Source organism: Streptomyces sp. NPDC093064 (assembly GCF_044754605.1).
Classification (GTDB): domain Bacteria; phylum Actinomycetota; class Actinomycetes; order Streptomycetales; family Streptomycetaceae; genus Streptomyces.
On record NZ_JBIVPK010000024.1, the window covers coordinates 59525 to 79173 of the forward strand.

The 19649-nt window shown below is 70.2% G+C and carries 14 protein-coding genes; 6 read left to right on the forward strand and 8 right to left on the reverse strand.

The window, feature by feature from the left end; all coding sequences use genetic code 11:
• The first annotated feature begins 93 nt into the window (after positions 1 to 93).
• Entirely contained in the window at positions 94 to 1335 is a 1242-nt protein-coding gene (locus ACIQFZ_RS25995; protein ID WP_402692262.1) for an Ig-like domain-containing protein, read from the forward strand.
• Positions 1336 to 1393: 58 nt separating this feature from the next.
• Here ACIQFZ_RS25995 and ACIQFZ_RS26000 read toward each other — a convergent pair whose 3' ends face one another.
• A complete protein-coding gene (locus ACIQFZ_RS26000) occupies positions 1394 to 2155 on the reverse strand; it encodes an ABC transporter permease (RefSeq protein ID WP_402692263.1) in 762 nt (253 codons plus the stop codon).
• Complete coding sequence (locus ACIQFZ_RS26005) at positions 2152 to 3126, reverse strand: ATP-binding cassette domain-containing protein (RefSeq protein ID WP_402692264.1); 975 nt, start codon at positions 3124 to 3126, stop codon at positions 2152 to 2154. The genes ACIQFZ_RS26000 and ACIQFZ_RS26005 overlap by 4 nt, the downstream gene beginning before the upstream one ends.
• Positions 3127 to 3388: 262 nt before the next feature.
• On the opposite strand from ACIQFZ_RS26005, the gene ACIQFZ_RS26010 reads away from it, so the two are divergent.
• Positions 3389 to 4036, forward strand: a complete 648-nt coding sequence (locus tag ACIQFZ_RS26010) for a class I SAM-dependent methyltransferase (RefSeq protein WP_402692265.1) — start codon at positions 3389 to 3391, stop codon at positions 4034 to 4036.
• A gap of 286 nt (positions 4037 to 4322) precedes the next feature.
• On the opposite strand, the gene ACIQFZ_RS26015 is transcribed toward ACIQFZ_RS26010, so the two are convergent.
• The 6 genes from ACIQFZ_RS26015 to ACIQFZ_RS26040 all read right to left on the reverse strand — a co-directional run bounded on the left by ACIQFZ_RS26015 (position 4323) and on the right by ACIQFZ_RS26040 (position 13087).
• On the reverse strand, positions 4323 to 5525 hold the full coding sequence (locus ACIQFZ_RS26015) for a Gfo/Idh/MocA family protein (protein ID WP_402692266.1): 1203 nt from the start codon (positions 5523 to 5525) through the stop codon (positions 4323 to 4325).
• Positions 5526 to 5640: 115 nt separating this feature from the next.
• On the reverse strand, positions 5641 to 7863 hold the full coding sequence (locus ACIQFZ_RS26020) for a right-handed parallel beta-helix repeat-containing protein (protein WP_402692267.1): 2223 nt from the start codon (positions 7861 to 7863) through the stop codon (positions 5641 to 5643).
• Positions 7864 to 7976: 113 nt separating this feature from the next.
• Entirely contained in the window at positions 7977 to 9434 is a 1458-nt protein-coding gene (locus tag ACIQFZ_RS26025) for a M1 family metallopeptidase (RefSeq protein ID WP_402692268.1), read from the reverse strand.
• Positions 9431 to 11104: a hypothetical protein gene (locus ACIQFZ_RS26030; protein ID WP_402692269.1), complete on the reverse strand. Its 1674-nt coding sequence runs from the start codon at positions 11102 to 11104 to the stop codon at positions 9431 to 9433. Before ACIQFZ_RS26030 ends, ACIQFZ_RS26025 begins: the two co-directional genes overlap by 4 nt.
• Positions 11105 to 11175: 71 nt before the next feature.
• Positions 11176 to 12036 (reverse strand): carbohydrate ABC transporter permease, encoded by an 861-nt coding sequence (locus tag ACIQFZ_RS26035; protein WP_365422459.1) that lies wholly within the window; start codon positions 12034 to 12036, stop codon positions 11176 to 11178.
• A 91-nt stretch (positions 12037 to 12127) separates the two neighbouring features.
• Positions 12128 to 13087 carry an ABC transporter permease subunit gene (locus tag ACIQFZ_RS26040; RefSeq protein WP_365422433.1) on the reverse strand — a complete coding sequence of 320 codons (960 nt, stop codon included), beginning with the start codon at positions 13085 to 13087 and terminating at the stop codon, positions 12128 to 12130.
• Positions 13088 to 13345: 258 nt separating this feature from the next.
• On the opposite strand from ACIQFZ_RS26040, the gene ACIQFZ_RS26045 reads away from it, so the two are divergent.
• The 4 genes from ACIQFZ_RS26045 to ACIQFZ_RS26060 all read left to right on the forward strand — a co-directional run bounded on the left by ACIQFZ_RS26045 (position 13346) and on the right by ACIQFZ_RS26060 (position 19588).
• A complete protein-coding gene (locus ACIQFZ_RS26045; protein ID WP_376652497.1) occupies positions 13346 to 14416 on the forward strand; it encodes a hydroxyacid dehydrogenase in 1071 nt (356 codons plus the stop codon).
• A gap of 71 nt (positions 14417 to 14487) precedes the next feature.
• The gene (locus ACIQFZ_RS26050; protein ID WP_402692270.1) at positions 14488 to 15648 is read left to right on the forward strand and encodes a LacI family DNA-binding transcriptional regulator; all 1161 of its coding nucleotides are present in this window, start codon (positions 14488 to 14490) and stop codon (positions 15646 to 15648) included.
• A 173-nt stretch (positions 15649 to 15821) separates the two neighbouring features.
• Positions 15822 to 17171: a M60 family metallopeptidase gene (locus ACIQFZ_RS26055; protein ID WP_383059244.1), complete on the forward strand. Its 1350-nt coding sequence runs from the start codon at positions 15822 to 15824 to the stop codon at positions 17169 to 17171.
• 20 nt (positions 17172 to 17191) lie between these two features.
• Positions 17192 to 19588, forward strand: coding sequence for a polysaccharide lyase 8 family protein (locus tag ACIQFZ_RS26060; protein WP_402692271.1), 2397 nt, complete (start codon positions 17192 to 17194; stop codon positions 19586 to 19588).
• Positions 19589 to 19649: the final 61 nt, after the last annotated feature.

Here is a 19649-nt window from a genome sequence, read left to right on the forward strand (position 1 = left end):
ATGGATGAATGCGTATAAGTGGTTCTACGGCAAGTTGCACTCCTGCGGACAACCATCTCCAGGGATTCAAAAGCAGTGGCATGGGAGAAGCGTTTGATCACGGTACGTAAACGACGCACCAGGCTGGTCGCCACGGCCGGCGTACTCGGCGGCGTACTCGCACTCACGGCCCTCGGCGGCACCAGCAACGCTGCCACCAGCGGCAACGCTGCCGGGAACCACCCGACATCGCAGGCGCGGGAGGGTCAGGCGGCCGCCCAGGAGGCTTCCGAAGCCCGAGTAAAGATCACGTCCGCACGAGGGGTCGACAGCGTCGGGGGCAGCAACCCCGTCAAGGTCACCGTCAGCAACGGCAGGCTCACCAAGGTGACCATGACCGCCGTCGCGACCGGTGCCGATATTCCGGGCACCCTGTCCGCGGACGGCACGTCCTGGAAGCCGAACGGCCAGCTGGCGCGGGCCACCAAGTATCAGGTCACGGCAGAGGCCGAGGACGCCAAGAGCCGCCCCGTCACCGGGAACGCCACGATCACCACGGCCTCCCCGGCCAAGGGCTTCATCGGGCACCTCTCCCCCGAGGACGGCTCGACCGTCGGCGTGGGCATGCCGGTGACGGTCAACTTCGACAAGGCGATCAGCAACAAGGCCGCCATACAGTCGAAGATCCAGATCAGCTCCAGCAGCGGCCAGCAAGTCGTCGGTCACTGGTTCAACGACAACCGCCTGGACTTCCGCCCCAAGAGCTACTGGAAGCCCGGATCCACCGTCACCGTCAAGCTCAACGTCCACGGCGTCCAGAAGACGATCACGTTCAAGATCGGCCGGAGCCAGATCAGCACCGTCGACGCCAAGACGAAGCAGATGACCGTCGTACGGGACGGCAAGACGATCAAGACCATCCCGATCTCGTCCGGCAGCCCCGAGCACCCGACGTACAACGGTCAGATGGTCATCTCCGAGAAGTTCAAGCAGATCCGCATGAACGGTGCGACCGTCGGCCTCACGAAGAAGGACGGCAAGCCCGCGTACGACATCGAGGACGTACCGCACGCCATGCGCCTGTCCGCCTCGGGCACGTTCATCCACGGCAACTACTGGGGTGCCGACTCGATCTTCGGCAAGGTCAACACCAGCCACGGCTGCGTGGGCCTGAAGGACGTCAAGGGCGGCGACGACGGCAAGCAGCCCGCCGCGTGGTTCTTCGACAACTCGATGATCGGTGACGTCGTGATCGTCAAGAACTCCGAGGACAACACCGTGCTGGCCCCGGACAACGGCCTCAGCGACTGGAACATGCCGTGGAGCCAGTGGGTCGCGGGCAGCACGACCCACTGACGCCACGTCACCACGGTTCCCGCCACCAGGCGAGATCACCCAACGCGACGAAGCACTACTATTCGCTCAGCCGTGCGAATCTCCGTAGCGCCAGCGGGAAGAACACGGCGAGCAGTGCCAGAGGCCAGGCCACGGCCGCCCACACGTGGCCCGGCTCGCCGCCGGGGCTGCCGAACAGGTCGCGTACGGCCGTGGCCGTGTGGGACATCGGGTTCCACTGGACGACCGTGCCGAGCCAGCCTGGCATTGACTCGGGCGCCGCGAAGGCGTTGGACAGGAAGCCGACCGGCCAGACCAGGATCTGCACCGCCTGCACCAGCTCGGGCTTCCCCGCCACCAGCGCCAGGTGGATGCCGATCCACAGCATCGCGAACCGGAACAGCAGGAGCAGTCCCACGGCGCCCAGGAATCCGGCCGGCCCGCCGCCGCTGCGCCAGCCGAGCGCGGCGGCGACGGCCAGGAGCACCGCCAGGCCGATCGCCGACTGCAGCATGTCGGCGGCGGAACGGCCCACCAGGACCGCACCGTCGGCCATGGGCATCGAGCGGAAGCGGTCGACGACGCCCTTGTTCAGGTCCTGGGTGACGGCGACCATCGTGCCCTCCAGACCGAAGGCCATGGTGAGCGCGAGCATGCCGGGGACCAGGTAGTCGAGGTAGTCGCCGCTCACGCCCCGGCCGCCGCCGACCAGGTAGCCGAACATCAGCAGCAGCATCACGGGGAAGACCAGGTTCACCACCACCGCCACCGGCTGACGCCTCCAGCGGGCGAGTTCGCGGCGGGTCATGGTCCAGGAGTCGGTCAGTGCGTAGGTGGTCACGCGGTCTCCTTCACTCGGTCGTCGTGTCCGGTGAGCCGCAGGAACACCTCGTCGAGCGTCGGACGCCTGAGCGCGATGTCCTCGGCCTGGATGCCCGCCTCCTCCAGAGCGCGGACGATCCCGGCCAGGGCCGCCATGCGGTCGGCGACCGGGGCGCTGAACAGTCGGCGGTCGGTGTCCACGGTGATTCGGTCCTTCGGTACGGGCAGCAGTGCGACGGCCGCGCTCAACTGTCCGGCGTCGCGCAGGACGACGTCGACGCGGTCGCCGCCGATGGCCGCCTTGAGCTCGTCCGCCGTGCCGTCGGCGATGACACGGCCGGCGTCCACGACCGAGATGCGGTCGGCGAGCTGGTCGGCCTCCTCCAGGTACTGGGTGGTGAGCAGGACGGTGGTACCGCCGTCGACCAGGGAACGGACCGAGTCCCACACCTCCGCGCGGCCGCGCGGGTCGAGACCGGTGGTCGGTTCGTCCAGGAAGAGCACCTCCGGTTCCGTGATCAGCGAGGCGGCGAGGTCCAGGCGGCGCCGCATGCCTCCGCTGTACTGCCGTACCGCCTTGCCGCCGGTTTCGGCGAGGTCGAAGCGCGCCAGGAGTTCGTCGGCACGCGCGCGTGCGCGTCGCGCACCCAGGTGATGCAGGCGGCCGAACAGTTCGAGGTTCTGCCGTCCGCCGAGTTCCTGGTCGAGTGCCGCGTGCTGGCCGAGCAGGCCGATGCGCAGACGTACCGCGTACGCCTCGCGCACCACGTCGTGGCCCGCCACCTCGATCCGGCCCGCGTCGGGCCGGAGCAGGGTGGCCAGGATCCGGACCAGGGTCGTCTTGCCCGCACCGTTCGGGCCGAGCACTCCGTGCACCGTGCCGCGAGCGACCGTGAGGTCGAGCCCGTCCAGCGCGGGCCTGCCGTTCTTCGTGTTCTTCCCGCCGTACGTCTTGCGTGCTTCCTCGACGATGATCGCCGCGTCGGCCACTGAATCCCCCTCACTGGTCAAACTTGACTACAGGTCTTCGAAGGTAAGCGCCATCAGGCCCATTAGTCAAACTTGATTAATGCACGGGGCGCGTGGTGCGCCGTGACCAGGCGGGCCACATCGACGAGGTTCTCGGGCCCCGCGACCTGCCCCGCTCGCGCGTCCTGCATTTCCCCGCTCCCCTGCTGGTGGCAACCGCTGCTGTTGTGGCACGCATTGGGCGGGTGCGACGATGCAGGCCGGCGAGCGAAGGGACACCGACGTGACGCACGAAGACCAGCGGCCGCCTGCCGCCGTGCTGTTCGACGCGCTGGGCCCCGCGTACGAGAAGGCGTTCGCCCATGACCCCGCGCACCTGTCCGCGCTGAAGTGGCTGATCGAGCGGCTGCCGCCGGCTGCGCGGACACTGGACGTGGGCAGCGGCACCGGGCGGCCCACCGCGGCCGCGCTCATCGCGGCAGGGCACTCGGTGCTGGGCGTCGACGTCTCTCCCGTCATGGTCGAACTCGCCGCCCGTCAGGTCCCCGAGGCCGAGTTCCGCTGCGGCGACATCCGTGATCTCCCGATCGAGGCGGACTCGTTCGACGGCGTGTGCGTGTTCTTCTCGCTGCTGCAGATGACCCGCGCCGAGCAGGCGGCTCTGACGCGGCGGCTGGCCCTGGCCCTGAGGACCGGCGGGCATCTGGTGCTGGCCACCGTGCCCGCGGACGTGCAGGACGTCGAGGTGGTCTTCATGGGCCGGCCGGTCCGCGCGACGAGCTTCGCGGAGGAGGACGTCACCGGCATGGTGCAGGCGGCAGGGCTGACGGTGCTGTCCCGGCACAGCACCGCCTTCACCCCGGACCACCCCGGCGCCGGGCCCGAGCCCCACCTCTTCCTGCACTGCCGCCGCGACGAGACCGTGCGCTGACGCTCAGGCAGCTCTACGACAAGGCGGCGCCGAGCACAGCGAGCCGTCCGCGCAGCACCGCTCGCGGCTCATCCAGGTCCTGTGAGGTGCGCGAGAAGTCAGGGCAGCCCGCAGGTCATCACGGTCGGTCCAGCGGGTCGGGAGCGGATGCGCGGTGGCCTGGCTGATGTGAATCTGCGTGTGAGTGGAGGTGGCCGTGAGGAAGCCGCCGCCCCGGGCTCTTCCCTGCGAGGGGGCCCGGGGCCATCCGGGATTTCTCGAGCGTCGCCGCAACCTTCCTGCAGGCCTATGCCGGACGGGTCTGCCCGCGCTCGAAGTACGCGATCAGCTCGGGGGCGAGTTCCGGGATCTCGAGGGGCGTGCCGCCGGCGCGCAGCGACTCGGTGGCCCGCACCCCGGCCGCGACGGCCATGCGCGCGGCGACCGGTGAGGTGTCCGTGATGCCGCCCTCGCGCACGAACCGCACGAACTCGTCGATCAGGAGCGGGTCGGCGCCGCCGTGCCCGGCGTTGTCCTCGGCGTCCGGGACGGGGTACTCGGCGTCGGCCTCGGCCCGGTGGGTGGAGCGGCGGGAGTTCCACACCTTGACCACTCCCCCGGGCCCGTCTCCGAAGTTCTCCAGCCGGCCGGCGTCCCCGATGACGGTGTAGTTGCGCCAGTAGTCCGGCGTGAAGTGGCACTGCTGGTAGGCCGCGAGCACCCCGTTGTCGAGGCGCATGTTGACGAGCGACACGTCCTCGACGTCAATGACGGGGTTGAGAGCGCGCTGCGTGTGCGGCGGCCAGTGACCGTCCTTCGTGTACCAGTCCTCGTGCTTGGGCTCGCCGGGTGCGCGCCGGTGCGGATTGTCGCCGTAGACCATGAGGTCTCCGAGGGCCTGGACCTGCCGGGTGTAGCCGCTCGCGAGCCAGTGCAGCACATCGATGTCGTGGGCGGCCTTCTGCAGCAACAGACCGGTGGTGTACTGCCGTTCGGCGTGCCAGTCCTTGAAGTACCAGTCGCCGCCATAGCCGACGAAGTGCCGCACCCACACGGTCTTGACCTCGCCGATCTCGCCGCGCGCGATGATGTCGCGCATCAGCCGGACGACGGGCATGTGGCGCATGTTGTGGCCGACGTAGAGGCGGCTGCCGGTCTCGTAGGCGGTGCGCAGGAGGTCGTCGCAGCGCTCGATCGTGATGTCGAGCGGCTTCTCGACGAAGACGGGCTTGCCCGCCTCGAGCGCCTCTCGGGCGACGTCGGCGTGCGTGTGATCGGGGGTGAGGACGAGGATCGCGTCGACGTCCGGGTCCCCGATCACCTTCTTGTGATCGCCGGAGATCACCGCGCCGGGGAACGCCAGGGCCGCCTCCGCCCGCGCGGCGGCGTCGTGGTCCGCGAGGGCGGTGACCCGGGAGCCGGCCCCCGGACGGTGCGCGGTGCGCGCGAGGGAGCCGCGCAGTCCGTAACCGATGACGCCGAGGCGCAGGTCGCGGGTGGCGTCGGTCATGGCGTAACCGCCTTTCCTTTACGTGGTGGTGTTGGTGCGGCGCGCGGAAGCATGGAAGCACGGGGCCGCCGCGGACCCGTTGACTGGTCCGCGGCGTCCCCTCCGGTGCTCCGGGCTACGGGTGCACCAGGACGTGGGCGAGAGCCACCCGCCCGGTGCCGGTGAGCCGGATGCGGACGTAGCGGGCCTCGGTGTCGGTGTCGAGGAGGGTGGGGCGCAGTGCCTTGCCGGTGACGTGCACGGTGGTGGCGTCGGAGAAGTCGGCCGAGGTGGCGAGCTGCACGTCGAAGTCGGCGGTGGTCATGGAGGTGTCGTTCCAGACCTCGACCTGTCCGACGTGCTGGGCGGCGCCGAGGTCCACCTGCCACCAGGCGCCCGCCTCGGAGAGTGTGCGGGTGTCGGTGGAGGTGTCACCGTCGGTGGCCTTGGCCGCCGTGGCCGTGCCGTCCGTGGAGGACTGGCTGGCGGTGCCGGTACGGGCCAGGTCGGGGCGGAGCTGCTCGACGCTGCCGCGGCCGTTCGCGCCGGCGGCCTCGGCGACCTTGACGGCCTCGGCCGGGAGCCGGTCCAGCTTCGTGTGGTTGTCGGCCATGATCGAGCCGGTGCCCGCGAGGGCCGGGGCGTCGGTGTCGGTCCAGTTGCCGGTGGCGTGGTTGTCGATGCCGTAGTCGGCCCAGTTGGAGACCCACTTGTAGCCGATGCGCGTGACCACGTTCTTGGTGACGGCGATGTGGCTGGACTGTTCGTCGAGGTAGATGCCGTTGCCGTCGCGTTCGGTGTTCCCGTACGCGCTGCGGTTGATGTAGTTGCCGGAGATCACGGTGCCGGGCTGGGCGCCCTGGGTGTAGATGGCGGCGCCGTCGTGCTGCTCGTGCTCGATCCGCATGACGTCGGTGATCCGGTTGTTCGTGATGCGGTTGTCGCGGAGCACGGAGCGCCGGGCCTCGGGCTGGTTCCAGCCCCAGCCGACGGAGATGCCGGAGTACGGCAGGTCGTCGAGGGTGTTGTGGTCGATGGCGGTTCCGGCTTCGTAGCCCGCCCAGATGCCGACGGCGTCCGTGTACTCGACGCCCGTGTGGCGGATGGTGTTGTACGAGACCGTGTTGCGGGCCCCGACGAGTTCGGGGGCCGGCATGGGTTCCGTGTCGCCGATGTACGCGGCTCCGGAGGAGAGGTCGGTGAAGCGCGAGCCGGTGAGCGTGGAGTCCTGGGTGCCCTGTTCGAAGATCACGCCCGCGCCGCCGAGGTGGGTGAAGGTGCTGTGGTCGACCACGACGTGGCGGCCGCCGCGGACGCTGAGGGCGGCAGCGGGCTTGGTGTAGTAGCGGCCCGCGTGGTCGACGGGACCGGTGGCGCCGGTGAGGGTCAGGCCGGCCTGCATGCCCGCGTAGCCCTCGTCGGTGTTCGGCTGCTGGTAGGCGGCGTAGGCGAAGCCGATGCCGGTGACGCGGACGTCGTGGGCGCCGTCGAGCACGAGCAGCTCTTCCGTGACCGGGGTGACGGCCTTGGAGCTGCGCGGGTTCTCGCCCTTGCGGGGCAGGTAGGTGACGGTGCGTGCGGCCGAGTCCCAGACGAACTCGCCGGGCGTGTCGAGGAGTTCGGGGGCGTTTTCGAAGAAGGCGACCTTGGAGTAGCGGGACGAGTCGACGGTCGTCGTGTCCCAGGCGGGGCCGGTGCGGTTGGTCCCGGAGGCCGAGTTGGTCCAGCAGGGCTGGGCGAAGGTCATGACGTCGCCGGTGACGGCGGCGATCCGGCAATGGTAGTTGCGCCAGCGGACGCTGATGACGGCCTCGGCGTCGGTGGGCCTGGTCCAGTCGGCGATGCCGGTCTTCTCGGCGCCGGTCATGCCGGTCTTGGTGGCGTCGCACACGGTGGCGGCGCAGGACCCGCCCCGGGCGCGCACGGCCCGTTGCCCGTCGACGAACAGCTGGCGTGGGGTGATGCCCTCGGGAACCTTCGCGGTCCAGGTTCCGTCGCCGTTCACGGTCCAGTCGGTCAGGGCCCGGCCGCCGGAGAGCACGGGCCGCGCGCCGCGGGCGGCGGCCCAGGTGACTCCGGAGTCCTTCGCGTCAAGTTGCAATGGCGCGCTCAACTCGTATGTTCCATCGGTGAGTTCGACGCGAATCTCGCGTCCGGTGACGGCTCGGGCGGCGTCCCGCGCGTCCTCCAGCGAGCAGGGACGCCCGAGGGTGCAGTGGGACCCGGATCCGTGCGGTGCGGCGTACAGGACCTTGGGGGCCGGGGCCGCCTCGGCGGCGGGCAGCGGGCTGAGAAGCAGCGCCGCGCCGACGAGGAACGCGGCTCCGGCGGTGCGAGTTGTGCGGGTGCGCGGTCTCATGCAATGACCTTCCGCTCGAACGGCCCGCCGCTCGGGGCGGGCCGGGGATTGGGGGTGCGGCTCAGGTGCGGGGCCGATGCGTGCGGGGCGGCCGTGGTCCGGCCGCCCCCCGGTCAAGCCGTGGCCGTCCAGTCCGGGTGGTCCGGCATCGGCGGGTTTTTCGCGCCGAACAGCCAGTCCCGCAGGAACGGGTCCAGCGAGCGGTCGCCCGCCACGGTGACGGCGTGGGTGATGAAGTCCTCGCTGGTGACCGTGCGGTCCTTGAAGCTGCGCGGCCATAGGCCCATGATCCGGTCGAACTTCTTTTGGCCAACGTGGAGTTGGAGTGCGTAGAGCACCAGCGCGCCGCCGTCGTAGATGTTGGTGCCGCCGAGGGCCTTGGGCAGCCCGGGCGGCCCGTCGGTCGCGCGGATCGCGTCGAGCTTGGCGTACGTCGCCTTCATCTTGTCGGCCATGACGGACCAGCCGCGCTCCTCGCTGTAGAGCGCGGCGTAGTACACGGCGGGGCCCTCGTTGAGCCAGGCCTGCTGCCAGTCGTTCGGCGTGACGCTGTCGCCGAACCACTGGTGGGTCAGCTCGTGCACCATGGTGTTCTCGTACGTCGGGTTGCCGTCGGTGCTGAGCTTGAACCAGTTGGTGCCCATCAGGGTGAGCGTCGTGTTCTCGAGGGCGTCGGTGTACCCGTCGTAGATGTGGACGCCGTAGAGGGAGAACGGATAGCGGCCGAACTTCGCCTCTAGCCAGGCGAGATGATCGGGCGTGCGCGCGACGATCGGGGCGTACTTGTCCTCCTGGCCCTGCGGGACGATGTGCCGCAGCGGCAGCCCGGCGTGCGAAGTGCCGTACAGGTAGGTGCCCTTGACGACGGCGATGCCGAGCAGCTCCGTCGGCATGCGCTCGCGCAGCGCGAAGTGCCAGACCGTCGAGCCGTCGGCGCGCTTGTCCTGGCCGGTCAACTCACCGTTGGCGGCAGCGACATAGCCTTCGGGCGCGGAGATGTGGAAGGTCCAGGTGGCCTTGTCGGACGGTGTGTCGTTGCACGGCAGGAACGTGTCGGCCCGTGACGACTGCACGGCGGAGGCGAAGCCGCCGTCCGAGCCGAACCTCCAGCCGGTCAGTCCGGCCCGCGGCGCCTTGCCGTTGCCGCGGTAGGCGACGGTGACGTCGAACGGGGTGCCCTTGTGGAGCGGTGCCTCCGGGGTGACCGTCAGCTCCTGGCCGGACTGACCCAGGGACAGGGCGTGGGACGCGGCGCGGCCGTTGACCGTGATCGAGTCGATGGTGTGACCGTCGGTGTCCAGGTTGAACGCTGAAAGGTCCTGCGTGGCCTGTGCGTTCAGCTTCACCACGGCCGTGAAGTCGTACGTCACCGGTGTGAAGTCGAAGGTCAGGTCGTAGTGGACGACCTGGTAGCCGCCGTTGCCGAGGGTCGGGAACAGCGGGTCGCCGACCCCGTCGGAGCCGGGGCGCGGGTCGAACCCCGCGGCACCGGCGGGCGAGCCCAGGACCGGTACGGTGATCGCGGCGGCGACCGCCGCCTTCGTGAGGAACGCGCGTCTGCTGGTGGTCACTTCTTCCCCTTCTGCGAGGCCTGCTCGAACTCGGCGCGACACTTGTCGCCCCCGGCGTTGCGCCACTGCTTGACGACCGAGTCGTACGCGGACAACGGCTTGCGTCCGGTGACCAGGTCCTTCAGACCGTCGAGGTGGATGGTGTAGAGGCTGCCGAGCCCCTTGGAGTCCCAGGTCGGCGAGGAGTAGCTGAGGGTCGGGTCCTCGATGAGCTTCGGGATCAGTACGGAGTACGCCTCGTGCACGTAGCGGGCGGACTCCGGGTGCGTGGCGCTGAAGAACGCGGGTGTCGCGGAGGCGAGCTTGCCCCACGGCACGGTCACGTCCTGGGTGCCCTGCTTGGTGAGGACGGGCGTGCCGTTCTCGTCCCGCTGGTAGTCGACGTTCTCGACGCCGTAGTTGATGAGCGTGTATTCGAGCGACCCGAAGGGCGAGGCGGCGAAGTCGGCGAGCCGCAGCAGCTCCCTGACCCGCTCCTCGCCTGCCTCGCGGATGTAGCAGTTCTGCAGCGCGACGTTGTCGGTCCAGGTCACCGCGTCCTTGCCGACCGGGACCATGGGCCGTACGTCGAACGACTTGTCGATGGCCGCCATGGCGTCGACGTAGCCGGTGGCCGTGGTCAGGTACGCCGGCATGCCGTCGAAGACGTAGGCGGCCTTGCCGTTCTTGAAGAGATCCGTGTACTGGGCCTTCTGGGCTCCGGACATCTGCACGGTGCCCGGGTAGTAGCAGCCCGCCTTGTAGAGCTTGGCGGCGGTCTCGACCGCGTACCGGAACTTGTCGTCCTCCAGCTGGTACGTCCACTTGCCGGACTTGCGGTCGAACTTCCAGAAGTGCTGGGCCCCGGCCGACATGGCGAGCAGGGTGGTGGCGCCGCCGGAGAAGAAGTACTGCTTCTTCCCGGCGTCCGTGAGGTCCTTGGCCAGCTCGACGAGCCGCTCGATGCTGTCGATCTGGTCGAGGCTGGTGACACCCGCCTGCTTGAACAGGTCGGCCCGGTAGAAGCCGACGCCGGCGCTGCCCGAGCGGGCGATCGGGATGCCGTAGAGCTTGCCGCCCTTGATGGCGTCGCGCCAGGCGTACTGGGGGATGGCCGCGAGGTTGGGATAGTCCTTGACCTTGTCGCCGGAAAGGTGGGGGCCCAGCTCGGCGCACTTGGCGGCGAGGAACGAGCCCATGTTGTCGACACCTCCCGTCTCCGGGTACATGAAGATGTCGGGCAACTGGTCACCGGCGACCATCGTCGAGAACTTCGCCGGGTAGTCGTCCGCGGGCACGGCCGTGAAGTCGACCTGGGTGCCGAGCAGCTTCTCGATCTCCCGCCAGGCGGCGTTCTTGCCCCGGCCGGGCGGCAGCGGCGCGAACGTCTCGGTGACCGCGGTGATCTTCTTGGCGCCCTTGAGGGGGGTGCCTTCGGTGGCGCGTGCCAGTTCGCCCGGGAACTTCAGGAAGGCGTTCGGGACGCCCGCCGAGGTGCCGGGCAGGTCGGCCTTGATGCCGATGTTGCGCACGGTGGTGGTCGGCAGCAGCTTGGCGTTCTTGGCCTCGGCCTTGGCGCCGGTGCCGCCGTCGCCGCACGCGGCGAGCAGCGGCGCCGCGGCGACGGCGAGACCGGCGCCCGCACCCCAGCGGAGCAGGGTGCGGCGGTTGACGGATGTGGTGCCGGACATGGGGGGACTCCTCAACACGAGGGGATACGGGGAGGGTTGGGGGGTGCGGGTGCGGCAGATCGGGGAGCGGGTCAGCCCTTGACGGCGCCGGTGAGGACGCCCTTGGTGAAGAACCGCTGGAGGAAGGGGTAGACGAGCAGGATCGGCACGACGGCGATGACGAGGACGGCCATCTGCACGGCCTGCTGCGGGGCGACCACCTCGCCGGCTGCCGCGGTGTCGAGGTTCTGGCCCTGGAGGATGAAGGTGCGCAGGACCATGGGCAGCGGCCACTTGTCGTTGTCGCCGAGGTAGAGCAGCGCGTTGAAGTACGCGTTCCAGTACGCGACGGCGTAGAACAGGCCGACGACGGCGATGACCGCCTTGGACAGCGGCAGTACGACCCGGATCAGGGTCCGGAAGTCGCCCGCGCCGTCCATCTTCGCGGCGTCGTACAGCTCCTCCGGCAGGTTCATGAAGAAGGCCCGCATCACGACGAGGTTGAAGGCGCTGACCATGGTGGGCAGGACGAGCGCGGCGAAGGTGTTGTAGAGACCGAGCTCCTTCACCAGGAGGAAGTTGGGGATGACACCCGCGTTGAAGAGCATCGTGAACAGGGAGGTCATGAGGATGAACCGGCCGCCGACGATGCCGCGCCGCGACAGCCCGTACGCCATGCCGATGGTGGCGAGGAGGCTGCAGGCGGTGCCGATGACGGTGACACCGATGCTCACGAACAGGGCGCGGGTCACGCGCCCGCCGGTGAACGCGGTGCGATAGGCGTCGAAGTTGGGGTGGTCGGGCCACAGGACGAGCCCGTTGGACTGGATGATGTCGGTCTGCGAGGCGAAGCTCGTGCCGATCACGCCGATCAGCGGGTATGCCACCAGACCCACGACGATCACGAGGGCGAGGCCCTTGAGCACGAGGCCGAGCCGGGTGGGTTTCTCCATCCACGGGGGCCGGGCGCCGGAGGGGCGCAGTTCTCCCGCCGTGGGTGCGGGGCGGGTTGCGCTCCCGCGGCGCGTCTTCACAGCGGACGTCTCAACGGTCAGCACCGCGATACACCCCTTCATGTCCGAGCCGGTGGGCGAACTTGTTGGCGCCGATGACGAGGACGGTGCCGATCACCGCCTTCACCAGGCCCACGGCGGCCGCCGAGCCCCATTGGTTGTCCTTGATGCCGTGGAAGTAGACGTATGTGTCGAGGACTTCACCGGCGTCGGGGCCGACGGCGTCGCGCTGGAGCAGGATCTGCTCGAAGCCGACGGTGAGGATGTTGCCGAGGTTGAGGATCAGCAGCAGGACGAGCACCGGGGACAGGCCGGGCAGGGTGACGTGCCAGAAGCGGCGCCACCTGGCCGCGCCGTCCATGGCCGCCGCCTCGTACAGGCCGCGGTCGATGGAGAGCAGTGCGGCGAGGATGATGATGGTGCCCCAGCCGGCGTCCTTCCACATGACCTGGAGCGCGAGCAGCCAGGGGAAGGCGTTCGGGTCGGTCGTCATGTCGTAGCGGGGCAGGCCGAGGGATGCGAGCAGGTCGGGTACGACGCCGGCGCCGCCCAGGATCTGCTGGAAGATCGAGACGATGATGACCCAGCCGATGAAGTGGGGCAGGTAGACGACGCTCTGCACGAAGCGGCGTAGCTTGTCGCTGACGATGCTGTTGAGCAGCAGTGCGAGCGCGATCGGCACGGGGAAGAACAGGACGAGCTGGACGAGCGCGATCTCCAGGGTGTTGCCGGTCGCCGACCAGAAGTCGGGGTCGGCAAAGGCCGTCGTGAAGTTGGTGAAGCCGGTCCAGGCACTGTGCATGTAGCCCAGGTAGGGCTGGTAGTCCTGGAAGGCCACCATGTAGCCCAGCAGCGGTACGTAGTGGAACACCACAAAGTACAGGAAGCCGGGCAGGCACAGCAGCAGCATCACTTTGTCGCGCTTGAGACGCTGCCAAAGGGTCTTGCGGGGAACGCGGTCGACGGCGTTCGGTGGTGCGGAGACAGTCATGGAGCGGTCCTGTTCGGCCGGTTGGCGCAGGAACTGCGTTTCTGCGGCGGCAAGTTAGTAAGCGGTTAACCCCATCGTCAATAGATCCGGAGATTTGACCGGGCGGGGAAGCGCTGCGAACCAGCCACTTCAGGCCGTCATTTCCTGCTGTACCAGGGCAACTTGACCGCCATACTTTCTTTCTGACCTTGACGGTCGAGCGACGTGCTCCCTAGCGTTCGGTTCCGCCATAGAACACGTTTACTGTCCGGAGGCAGGGTGCGTACCACTGACGAGGCGCCGGTCGAGGCCGAGGCCACCGACGCCACACCGCCCCCGCGGCGGCCCCGTACGGTCCTCGCGATGGACTCCTCGGTCGTGGACGACGTCTTCCCGCCCGCCGTGCGGGCGCGCCTGGAGGAGACCGCGGACATCCGGCCTCCGCGTGTCGTACGGGAGTTCACCAGCCCGCAGGCGCAGGCGGCCCTCGCCGAGTGCGAGGTCCTGCTCACCGGCTGGGGCTGCCCACCGGTCGACAGGGCCGCGCTCGACCGGGCGCCCCGGCTGCGCGCGGTGATCCACGCGGCCGGCACCGTGAAGACGTTCCTGAGCCGGGAGGCCTACGAGCGCGGTATCGCGGTCTCCTCGGCGGCCGCGGCCAACGCCGTGCCGGTCGCCGAGTTCACGCTCGCGGCGATCATCCTGGGCGCCAAGCGGGCCTTCCCGCTCGCCCATCTCTTCCGCGGCCGGCGCACCCACCGCACCGACGCCGATCTGGAGCGCCACCACTGGCTCGGCACCCGCGGTATCACGGTCGGCGTGGTCGGCGCCTCGCGCATCGGCCGTCGCGTCGCGGAACTGCTGCGCGCCCTCGACGCCGAGGTGCTCCTGTACGACCCGTACATCGGGGACGCCGAGGCGGAGCTGCTCGGCGCCACCCGCACCGACCTGGACACCCTGGTGGCGACCAGCGACGTGGTGACCCTGCACGCGCCGGACACCGCGGAGACCCACCATCTGCTCGATGCCCGCCGGTTCGGCCTGATGCGCCCGGGCACGCTGCTGGTGAACACCGCGCGCGGTCCGCTCGTGGACACGGAAGCCCTCACGGAACACCTGGTCAGCGGCCGGATCGACGCCGTGCTCGACGTCACGGACCCGGAGCCGCTGCCCGCGGGACACCCGCTGTGGGACCTGCCCAACGTCTTCATCACCCCGCACATGGCGGGTGCCCAGGGCAACGAGGTGGGCAGGCTCGGCGCGCTCGCCGTCGACGAACTGGCCCGGTACGCGCGCGGGGTGCCGCTGGCCCACGCCGTACTCCTGGAGGACCTGGAGCGGATCGCATGACCAAACCACCGCCGCACGCCATAGGCTCTGGGGCGGACCGACCACATGCAGACCAGCACGACCATCAGGGGGTGGGCCGGATGTCCCAGCAGAGTGCCACGGCACCCGGGCCGGATGGGTACGGCGAGCGGCAGGGCGACCGGAACGGGCAGCGCCGCGCGACGGTCGTCGACGTCGCGAAGCGCGCCGGGGTGTCCACGGCGACCGTCTCCCGTGTGATGAACCGCAACTATCCGGTCTCCACCGCCACGCGCGAGCGCGTCGAGGCGGCCATGCGCGACCTCGGTTATGTGGTCAACGCGCATGCCCGAGCGCTGGCCGGCGCCTCCGGCCGCACCGTCGGCATCATCGTCAGCGAGCTGATCGATCCGTTCTACGCGTACATCGCGCGCGGCGTCGAACGCGAGGCCACCGACGGCGACCGGCTCTGCCTGGTGTGCTGCACCCAGGGCGACCCGCAGCGCGAGCTCGCCTTCATCGAGCTGATGCACGAGCGGCGAGCGGACGCCGTGGTGCTGGTCGGCGGCAGCGTCGAGGACCGCGCCTACAAGGCCGAACTGGCGCGCCGGGCCCGGGAGCTGGACGCGGGCGGGTCGAAGCTCGTGCTGTGCGGGCGGCCCTCGCTCGGCGACGGCGTACCGACGGTCGGGGTCGAGTACGACAACGAGGGTGGCGCCTTCGCCATCACCGACCACCTGATCACGCAGGGCCATGAGCGGATCCTCTACCTGGGCGGGCCGCCCGGCCTCTCCACGGCGCGGGACCGGCTCGCCGGACACCGGCGCGCGCTCGAACTGCGCGGCATCGCGCGGGCCCCGGAGCTGGAACAGCCCGGCGCCTTCAGCCGCGCCTTCGGGTACCGGCGCATGGCCGAACTGCTGAGCGGCGACCCGGAGTTCACCGCCGTGTTCGCCGCGAACGACATCGTGGCGGCGGGCGCGGCGCAGGCTCTGGAAGAGGCCGGGCTGCGCATCCCGCAGGACATGTCGCTGGTCGGGTACGACGACATCCCGGTGGCCCAGGAGCTGCGGCCCCGGCTGACGACCGTGCGGATCCCGCTGGAGGAGATGGGTCGGCAGGCGGTGCGGGTCGCACTCAACGGCGGCGACGAGGACGACTGGCGCGCCCCGACGACCGGGACGCTGCGCCTCGGCACGCACATCGTCGTGCGGGAGTCGGTGGCGGCACCGATGAACACGCCCTCGGGGAACGGCAAGCCGCGCCGGAGCTGACACCGGGCACGGCTTGCTTGATTCTGCTCGCAAGAGCCCCGATCCGCATAGTAACGAACAGAAACTCGGCGAACCCTCTTGCGGGCGGATAGCAAACGCTTACATGCTGGCGCAGTCCCACCGCTCGTCCCGCCCATCGCTCCGACGTCGTCCGTCCCCATGGGAGTCCCTGGATGCGCCATGCCCACAAGCCTCTCCATGACCCCGCCGAGCCGTCCGGCCCCGGCCGTCGCACCGTGCTCGCCGCACTGGCAGGTGCCGGTGCGGCCGTCGCCCTCGGCGCCGGCACCGCGCGGGCCGCCGGCGACCTCACCGTGCCGCTCGTCGCCCGCCCCTCCGCCGAGGCGGAGCGGCTCCGCCTCGGCCAGGCCCTGCGCGGCTCCGAGTTCCAGACGACCGGCCGCTACGTCCCGCCGGCCACCCCCCTCCGCTTCGACGTGCTGCCCTACGACGGCGTGGTGCCGACCCTCTGGATCGGGCAGTGGGACTACTACGGCACCGTCACCGAACCACGCAGCCATCAGCTGAAGCCCGGCGCGAACACCGTGACCGATCCGTACGGCGGACCCGTCTACTTCACCCTGGAGGGCCACGGGCAGCGCGCCGCGGTCCGGTTCAAGAGCGGCTCCGTACCGATGCCGGTCTTCACGCTCGGACGCACCACCGAGGCCGACTACCAGGGCCAGTTGGACACGTACACCGATGTCCCGGTCGTCGAGCTGCACGGGCCGCGCTCCATCGTGACGCTCACCCGGGACGGCGCGCTGCTGTACCGGGAGGAGGACCACGCCGCACTGCTGCGCCTTCTGGAGCAGATCATCGAGGCCGAATCCGACATCAGCGGCCTGGACGGTTCGAAGCCGGTACACCGGCCCAAGGCCGGCGGCTACCACTTCACCGAGGTGTCGGTGGTGCCGTCCGGCGTCGGCGCATACGCGACGCACGGCTACAACGGGTTCCCGCGCGCCTATCTCGACCGGGCCACCACGGTGGAGGGGCTGCGCACCCGCGGCTGGGGGCTGTACCACGAACTCGGCCATCTGCACCAACAGATGGCGTACAAGCCGTCGGGGCTGACCGAGGTCACGGTGAACATCTACTCGCTGGCCGTGCAGCGCGCCCTCGGCCAGCCCTCCAACCTGCTCACCGTCGACCCGAAGACGGGCCTGAACTACTTCCAGTCCGCCCGGGCCAAGTTCGGCACGGCGGGGCTGACGTACGAGAAGTCCTTCAGCGCGTACGAGAAGCTCGTGCCGCTGCGGCAGCTGGAGCTGGCCTTCGGTGACGACTTCTGGCCCAGGATGCACAAGCTGGTGCGCGAGGAGAACCCCCAGTCGGACTACACCGAGACGGCCAAGCGGTACCGCGCGCTGGCCACGTACGCGAGCCGTGTCGCGGAGCGCGACCTCACCGACTTCTTCGTCACCACCTGGGCGTTCCCCGTCGACGCCGAGGGACGGGCCGAACTGGCCGCACTCCATCTTCCGAAGCCGACGACCGACCCCGCCACGCTGACCGACTGACCCGGAGGACGAGACCCACCATGGACCTGAGCAGACGCCAGACCCTCGCGCTCGCCGGAGCGGGCGCGGTCGCCACCCTCGTCGCCCGCCCGGGCGTCGCGAGTGCCGCCACCGGTTCCGCCGACGACCCGTACGAGCCCCTGCTCGCCCGCGCCGCGCAACAGCTGACCGGCGGCGCCTTCGACCCCGAGGACCCGGACTTCGCCGCCGCGCTCACCGCCCTGGACACACAGGCCTCCGCCTGGTGGCGGCAGATCGACACCTCCGCCGGCCGCAAGGCACTGTGGGCCGATCTGTCCCCGGCCTCCGATCCCGGCATGTTCGGCCAGAGTTATCCGCGGCTGCGCACGCTCGCGACCGCGTGGGCCACCCCCGGCACCTCCCTCACCGGGCAGGCGGCCGTGCGCGACGGGATCCTCGACGCGCTGCGCTTCCTGCACACCGTGGGCTACAACGCCTCCCGTTCCGAGACCGGCAACTGGTGGTTCTGGGAGATCGGCGCGCCGCGCGCGCTGATGGACGTCTGCGTGCTGCTGCGCGCCGATCTCCCCGCGGAGGACCGCGACGCCTATGTGAAGACGGTGGCCAGGTTCGTCCCCAATGCGGATCGCCGCACCAACTCCCCGACCCTCGCAGAGACCGGCGCGAACCGCTCCGACAAGGCCGTCATCGTCGCCCTGCGCGGGCTGCTCGCGCGCGACCCCGCCGCGCTCGCCCTGGCCCGCGACGCCCTGTCCGACGTCCGCGACAACGGGAAGAACAGCCTGTTCCAGTACGTCACTTCGGGTGATGGGTTCTACCGCGACGGCTCGTTCGTACAGCACTCCAACGTCGCGTACACGGGCACGTACGGCAGCGTCCTGCTGGGCGGCGCCGGCCAGCTGATCGCGCTGCTCGCCGGCTCCGACTGGGCCGTCACCGACCCCTCGGTCGAGGTGCTGTACGAGGCTGTCGAGCGGAGCTTCGAGCCCTTCCTGTTCGACGGTCTGATGATGGACGCGGTGCGCGGCCGTGCCATCTCCCGCGAGTCCGCCCGCGACCACAACGACGGTGCAGCCGCGGTCTCGCACATCCTCCAACTCGCCGACGGGGCACCGCAGGCGTACGCGGACCGCTGGCGCGCGGCGGCCAAGGGCTGGATCCTGCGCAACACGAGGACGCCGTACAAGGAACTCATCGGGATCCCCGCCCTGGCCCGCGCGAAGGCCCTCCTCGACGATCCGGCGGTGCGGCCCGCGGACCGCCTCACCGGGCACCTGGTCCTCGCAGACATGGACCGCGTGGTGCATCGGCGCCCGTCCTGGGCGTGTGCGCTGTCACTGTCGTCGAAGCGCATCGCCGCCTACGAGATGGGCAACGGCGAGAATCTGCACGGCTGGTACACCGGCGACGGCATGACGTACCTGTACGACGGCGACGACCCGGACGCCTTCGGTGACTCCTTCTGGCCGACCGTCGACCCCTACCGGCTGCCGGGCACGACGGTGGACACCCGCGCGCGGGCCGATCTCGGGACCGGCGGCGGGACCGGCACCTTCCGCCCGAAGAACGCGGTCGCGGGCGGCGCCGTGCTCGACGCCCGCTTCGGTGCCGCCGCGATGGAGCTGATCGCGGACGGGTCGACGCTGCGGGCCAAGAAGGCGTGGTTCTTCCTGGACAACGCGGTCCTCGCGCTCGGCGCCGGGATCACGGCGAGTGACGGCAGGACGATCGAGACGGTGGTGGAGAACCGGAACCTGCACGCCGAAGGGGCGCCGCTGCTCATCGTCGACGGGCATCGGCAGCCCACGGAGCAGGGCTGGTCGGCCGCACTGGACGACGCACGCTGGGCCCACCTGGAGGGCACGGGCGGCTATGTCTTCCCCTCCGGCGGACCGCTGCGCGCCCTGCGCGAGGAGCGGACCGGCACGTGGAGCGCCCTCAACACCGGTGCGGACACCGGCGGCAGCACCACCCCGGTGAGCCGCCGCTACGCCACCCTCTGGTTCGACCACGGCCCCTCCCCCACGTCCGCCTCCTACGCCTACGTCCTGCTGCCGGGCGCGACCCCTGCCGCGACCCTGGCCTGGTCCCGCTCCCTCCCGGCGCGCGTACTCGCCAACGACGCCACCGTCCAGGCCGTCGCCTCACCCCGTCTCGGCCTGCTCGCGGCACACTTCTGGGCGGCGGGCTCGGTCGACGGGCTGAGCGCGGACGGCCCCGGAACCGTCCTGGTGTGCCGCCGCGACGAGGGCATAACGGTGGCGGTGGCGGATCCGGGCCGTACGGCGACGACCCTGACCGTCCGGCTCCCCTTCCCCGTGAGCCGGGTGGTCAGCGCCGACGACACGGTGTCCGTCGTGCCGGGCCGACAGCCCCTGCTCACCGTCCGCGTGGGCGGCTCCCGGGGTCATACGCACACCGCCCGGCTGCGCTGAGCCCGCCGCCACCGCCCCACCCGTGCCGCCCGCCGCCCGACGAAGGAGCCAGCGAACCACC

Bases quoted from the DNA above. Each gene is read 5' to 3' on its own strand.
- ACIQFZ_RS26055 (WP_383059244.1), top strand. From the start codon at position 15,822: ATGCGCCATGCCCACAAGCCTCTCCATGACCCCGCCGAGCCGTCCGGC.
- ACIQFZ_RS26015 (WP_402692266.1), bottom strand. From the start codon at position 5,525: ATGACCGACGCCACCCGCGACCTGCGCCTCGGCGTCATCGGTTACGGA.
- ACIQFZ_RS26060 (WP_402692271.1), top strand. From the start codon at position 17,192: ATGGACCTGAGCAGACGCCAGACCCTCGCGCTCGCCGGAGCGGGCGCG.
- ACIQFZ_RS26040 (WP_365422433.1), bottom strand. From the start codon at position 13,087: ATGACTGTCTCCGCACCACCGAACGCCGTCGACCGCGTTCCCCGCAAG.
- ACIQFZ_RS26030 (WP_402692269.1), bottom strand. From the start codon at position 11,104: ATGTCCGGCACCACATCCGTCAACCGCCGCACCCTGCTCCGCTGGGGT.
- ACIQFZ_RS26020 (WP_402692267.1), bottom strand. From the start codon at position 7,863: ATGAGACCGCGCACCCGCACAACTCGCACCGCCGGAGCCGCGTTCCTC.
- ACIQFZ_RS26035 (WP_365422459.1), bottom strand. From the start codon at position 12,036: ATGGAGAAACCCACCCGGCTCGGCCTCGTGCTCAAGGGCCTCGCCCTC.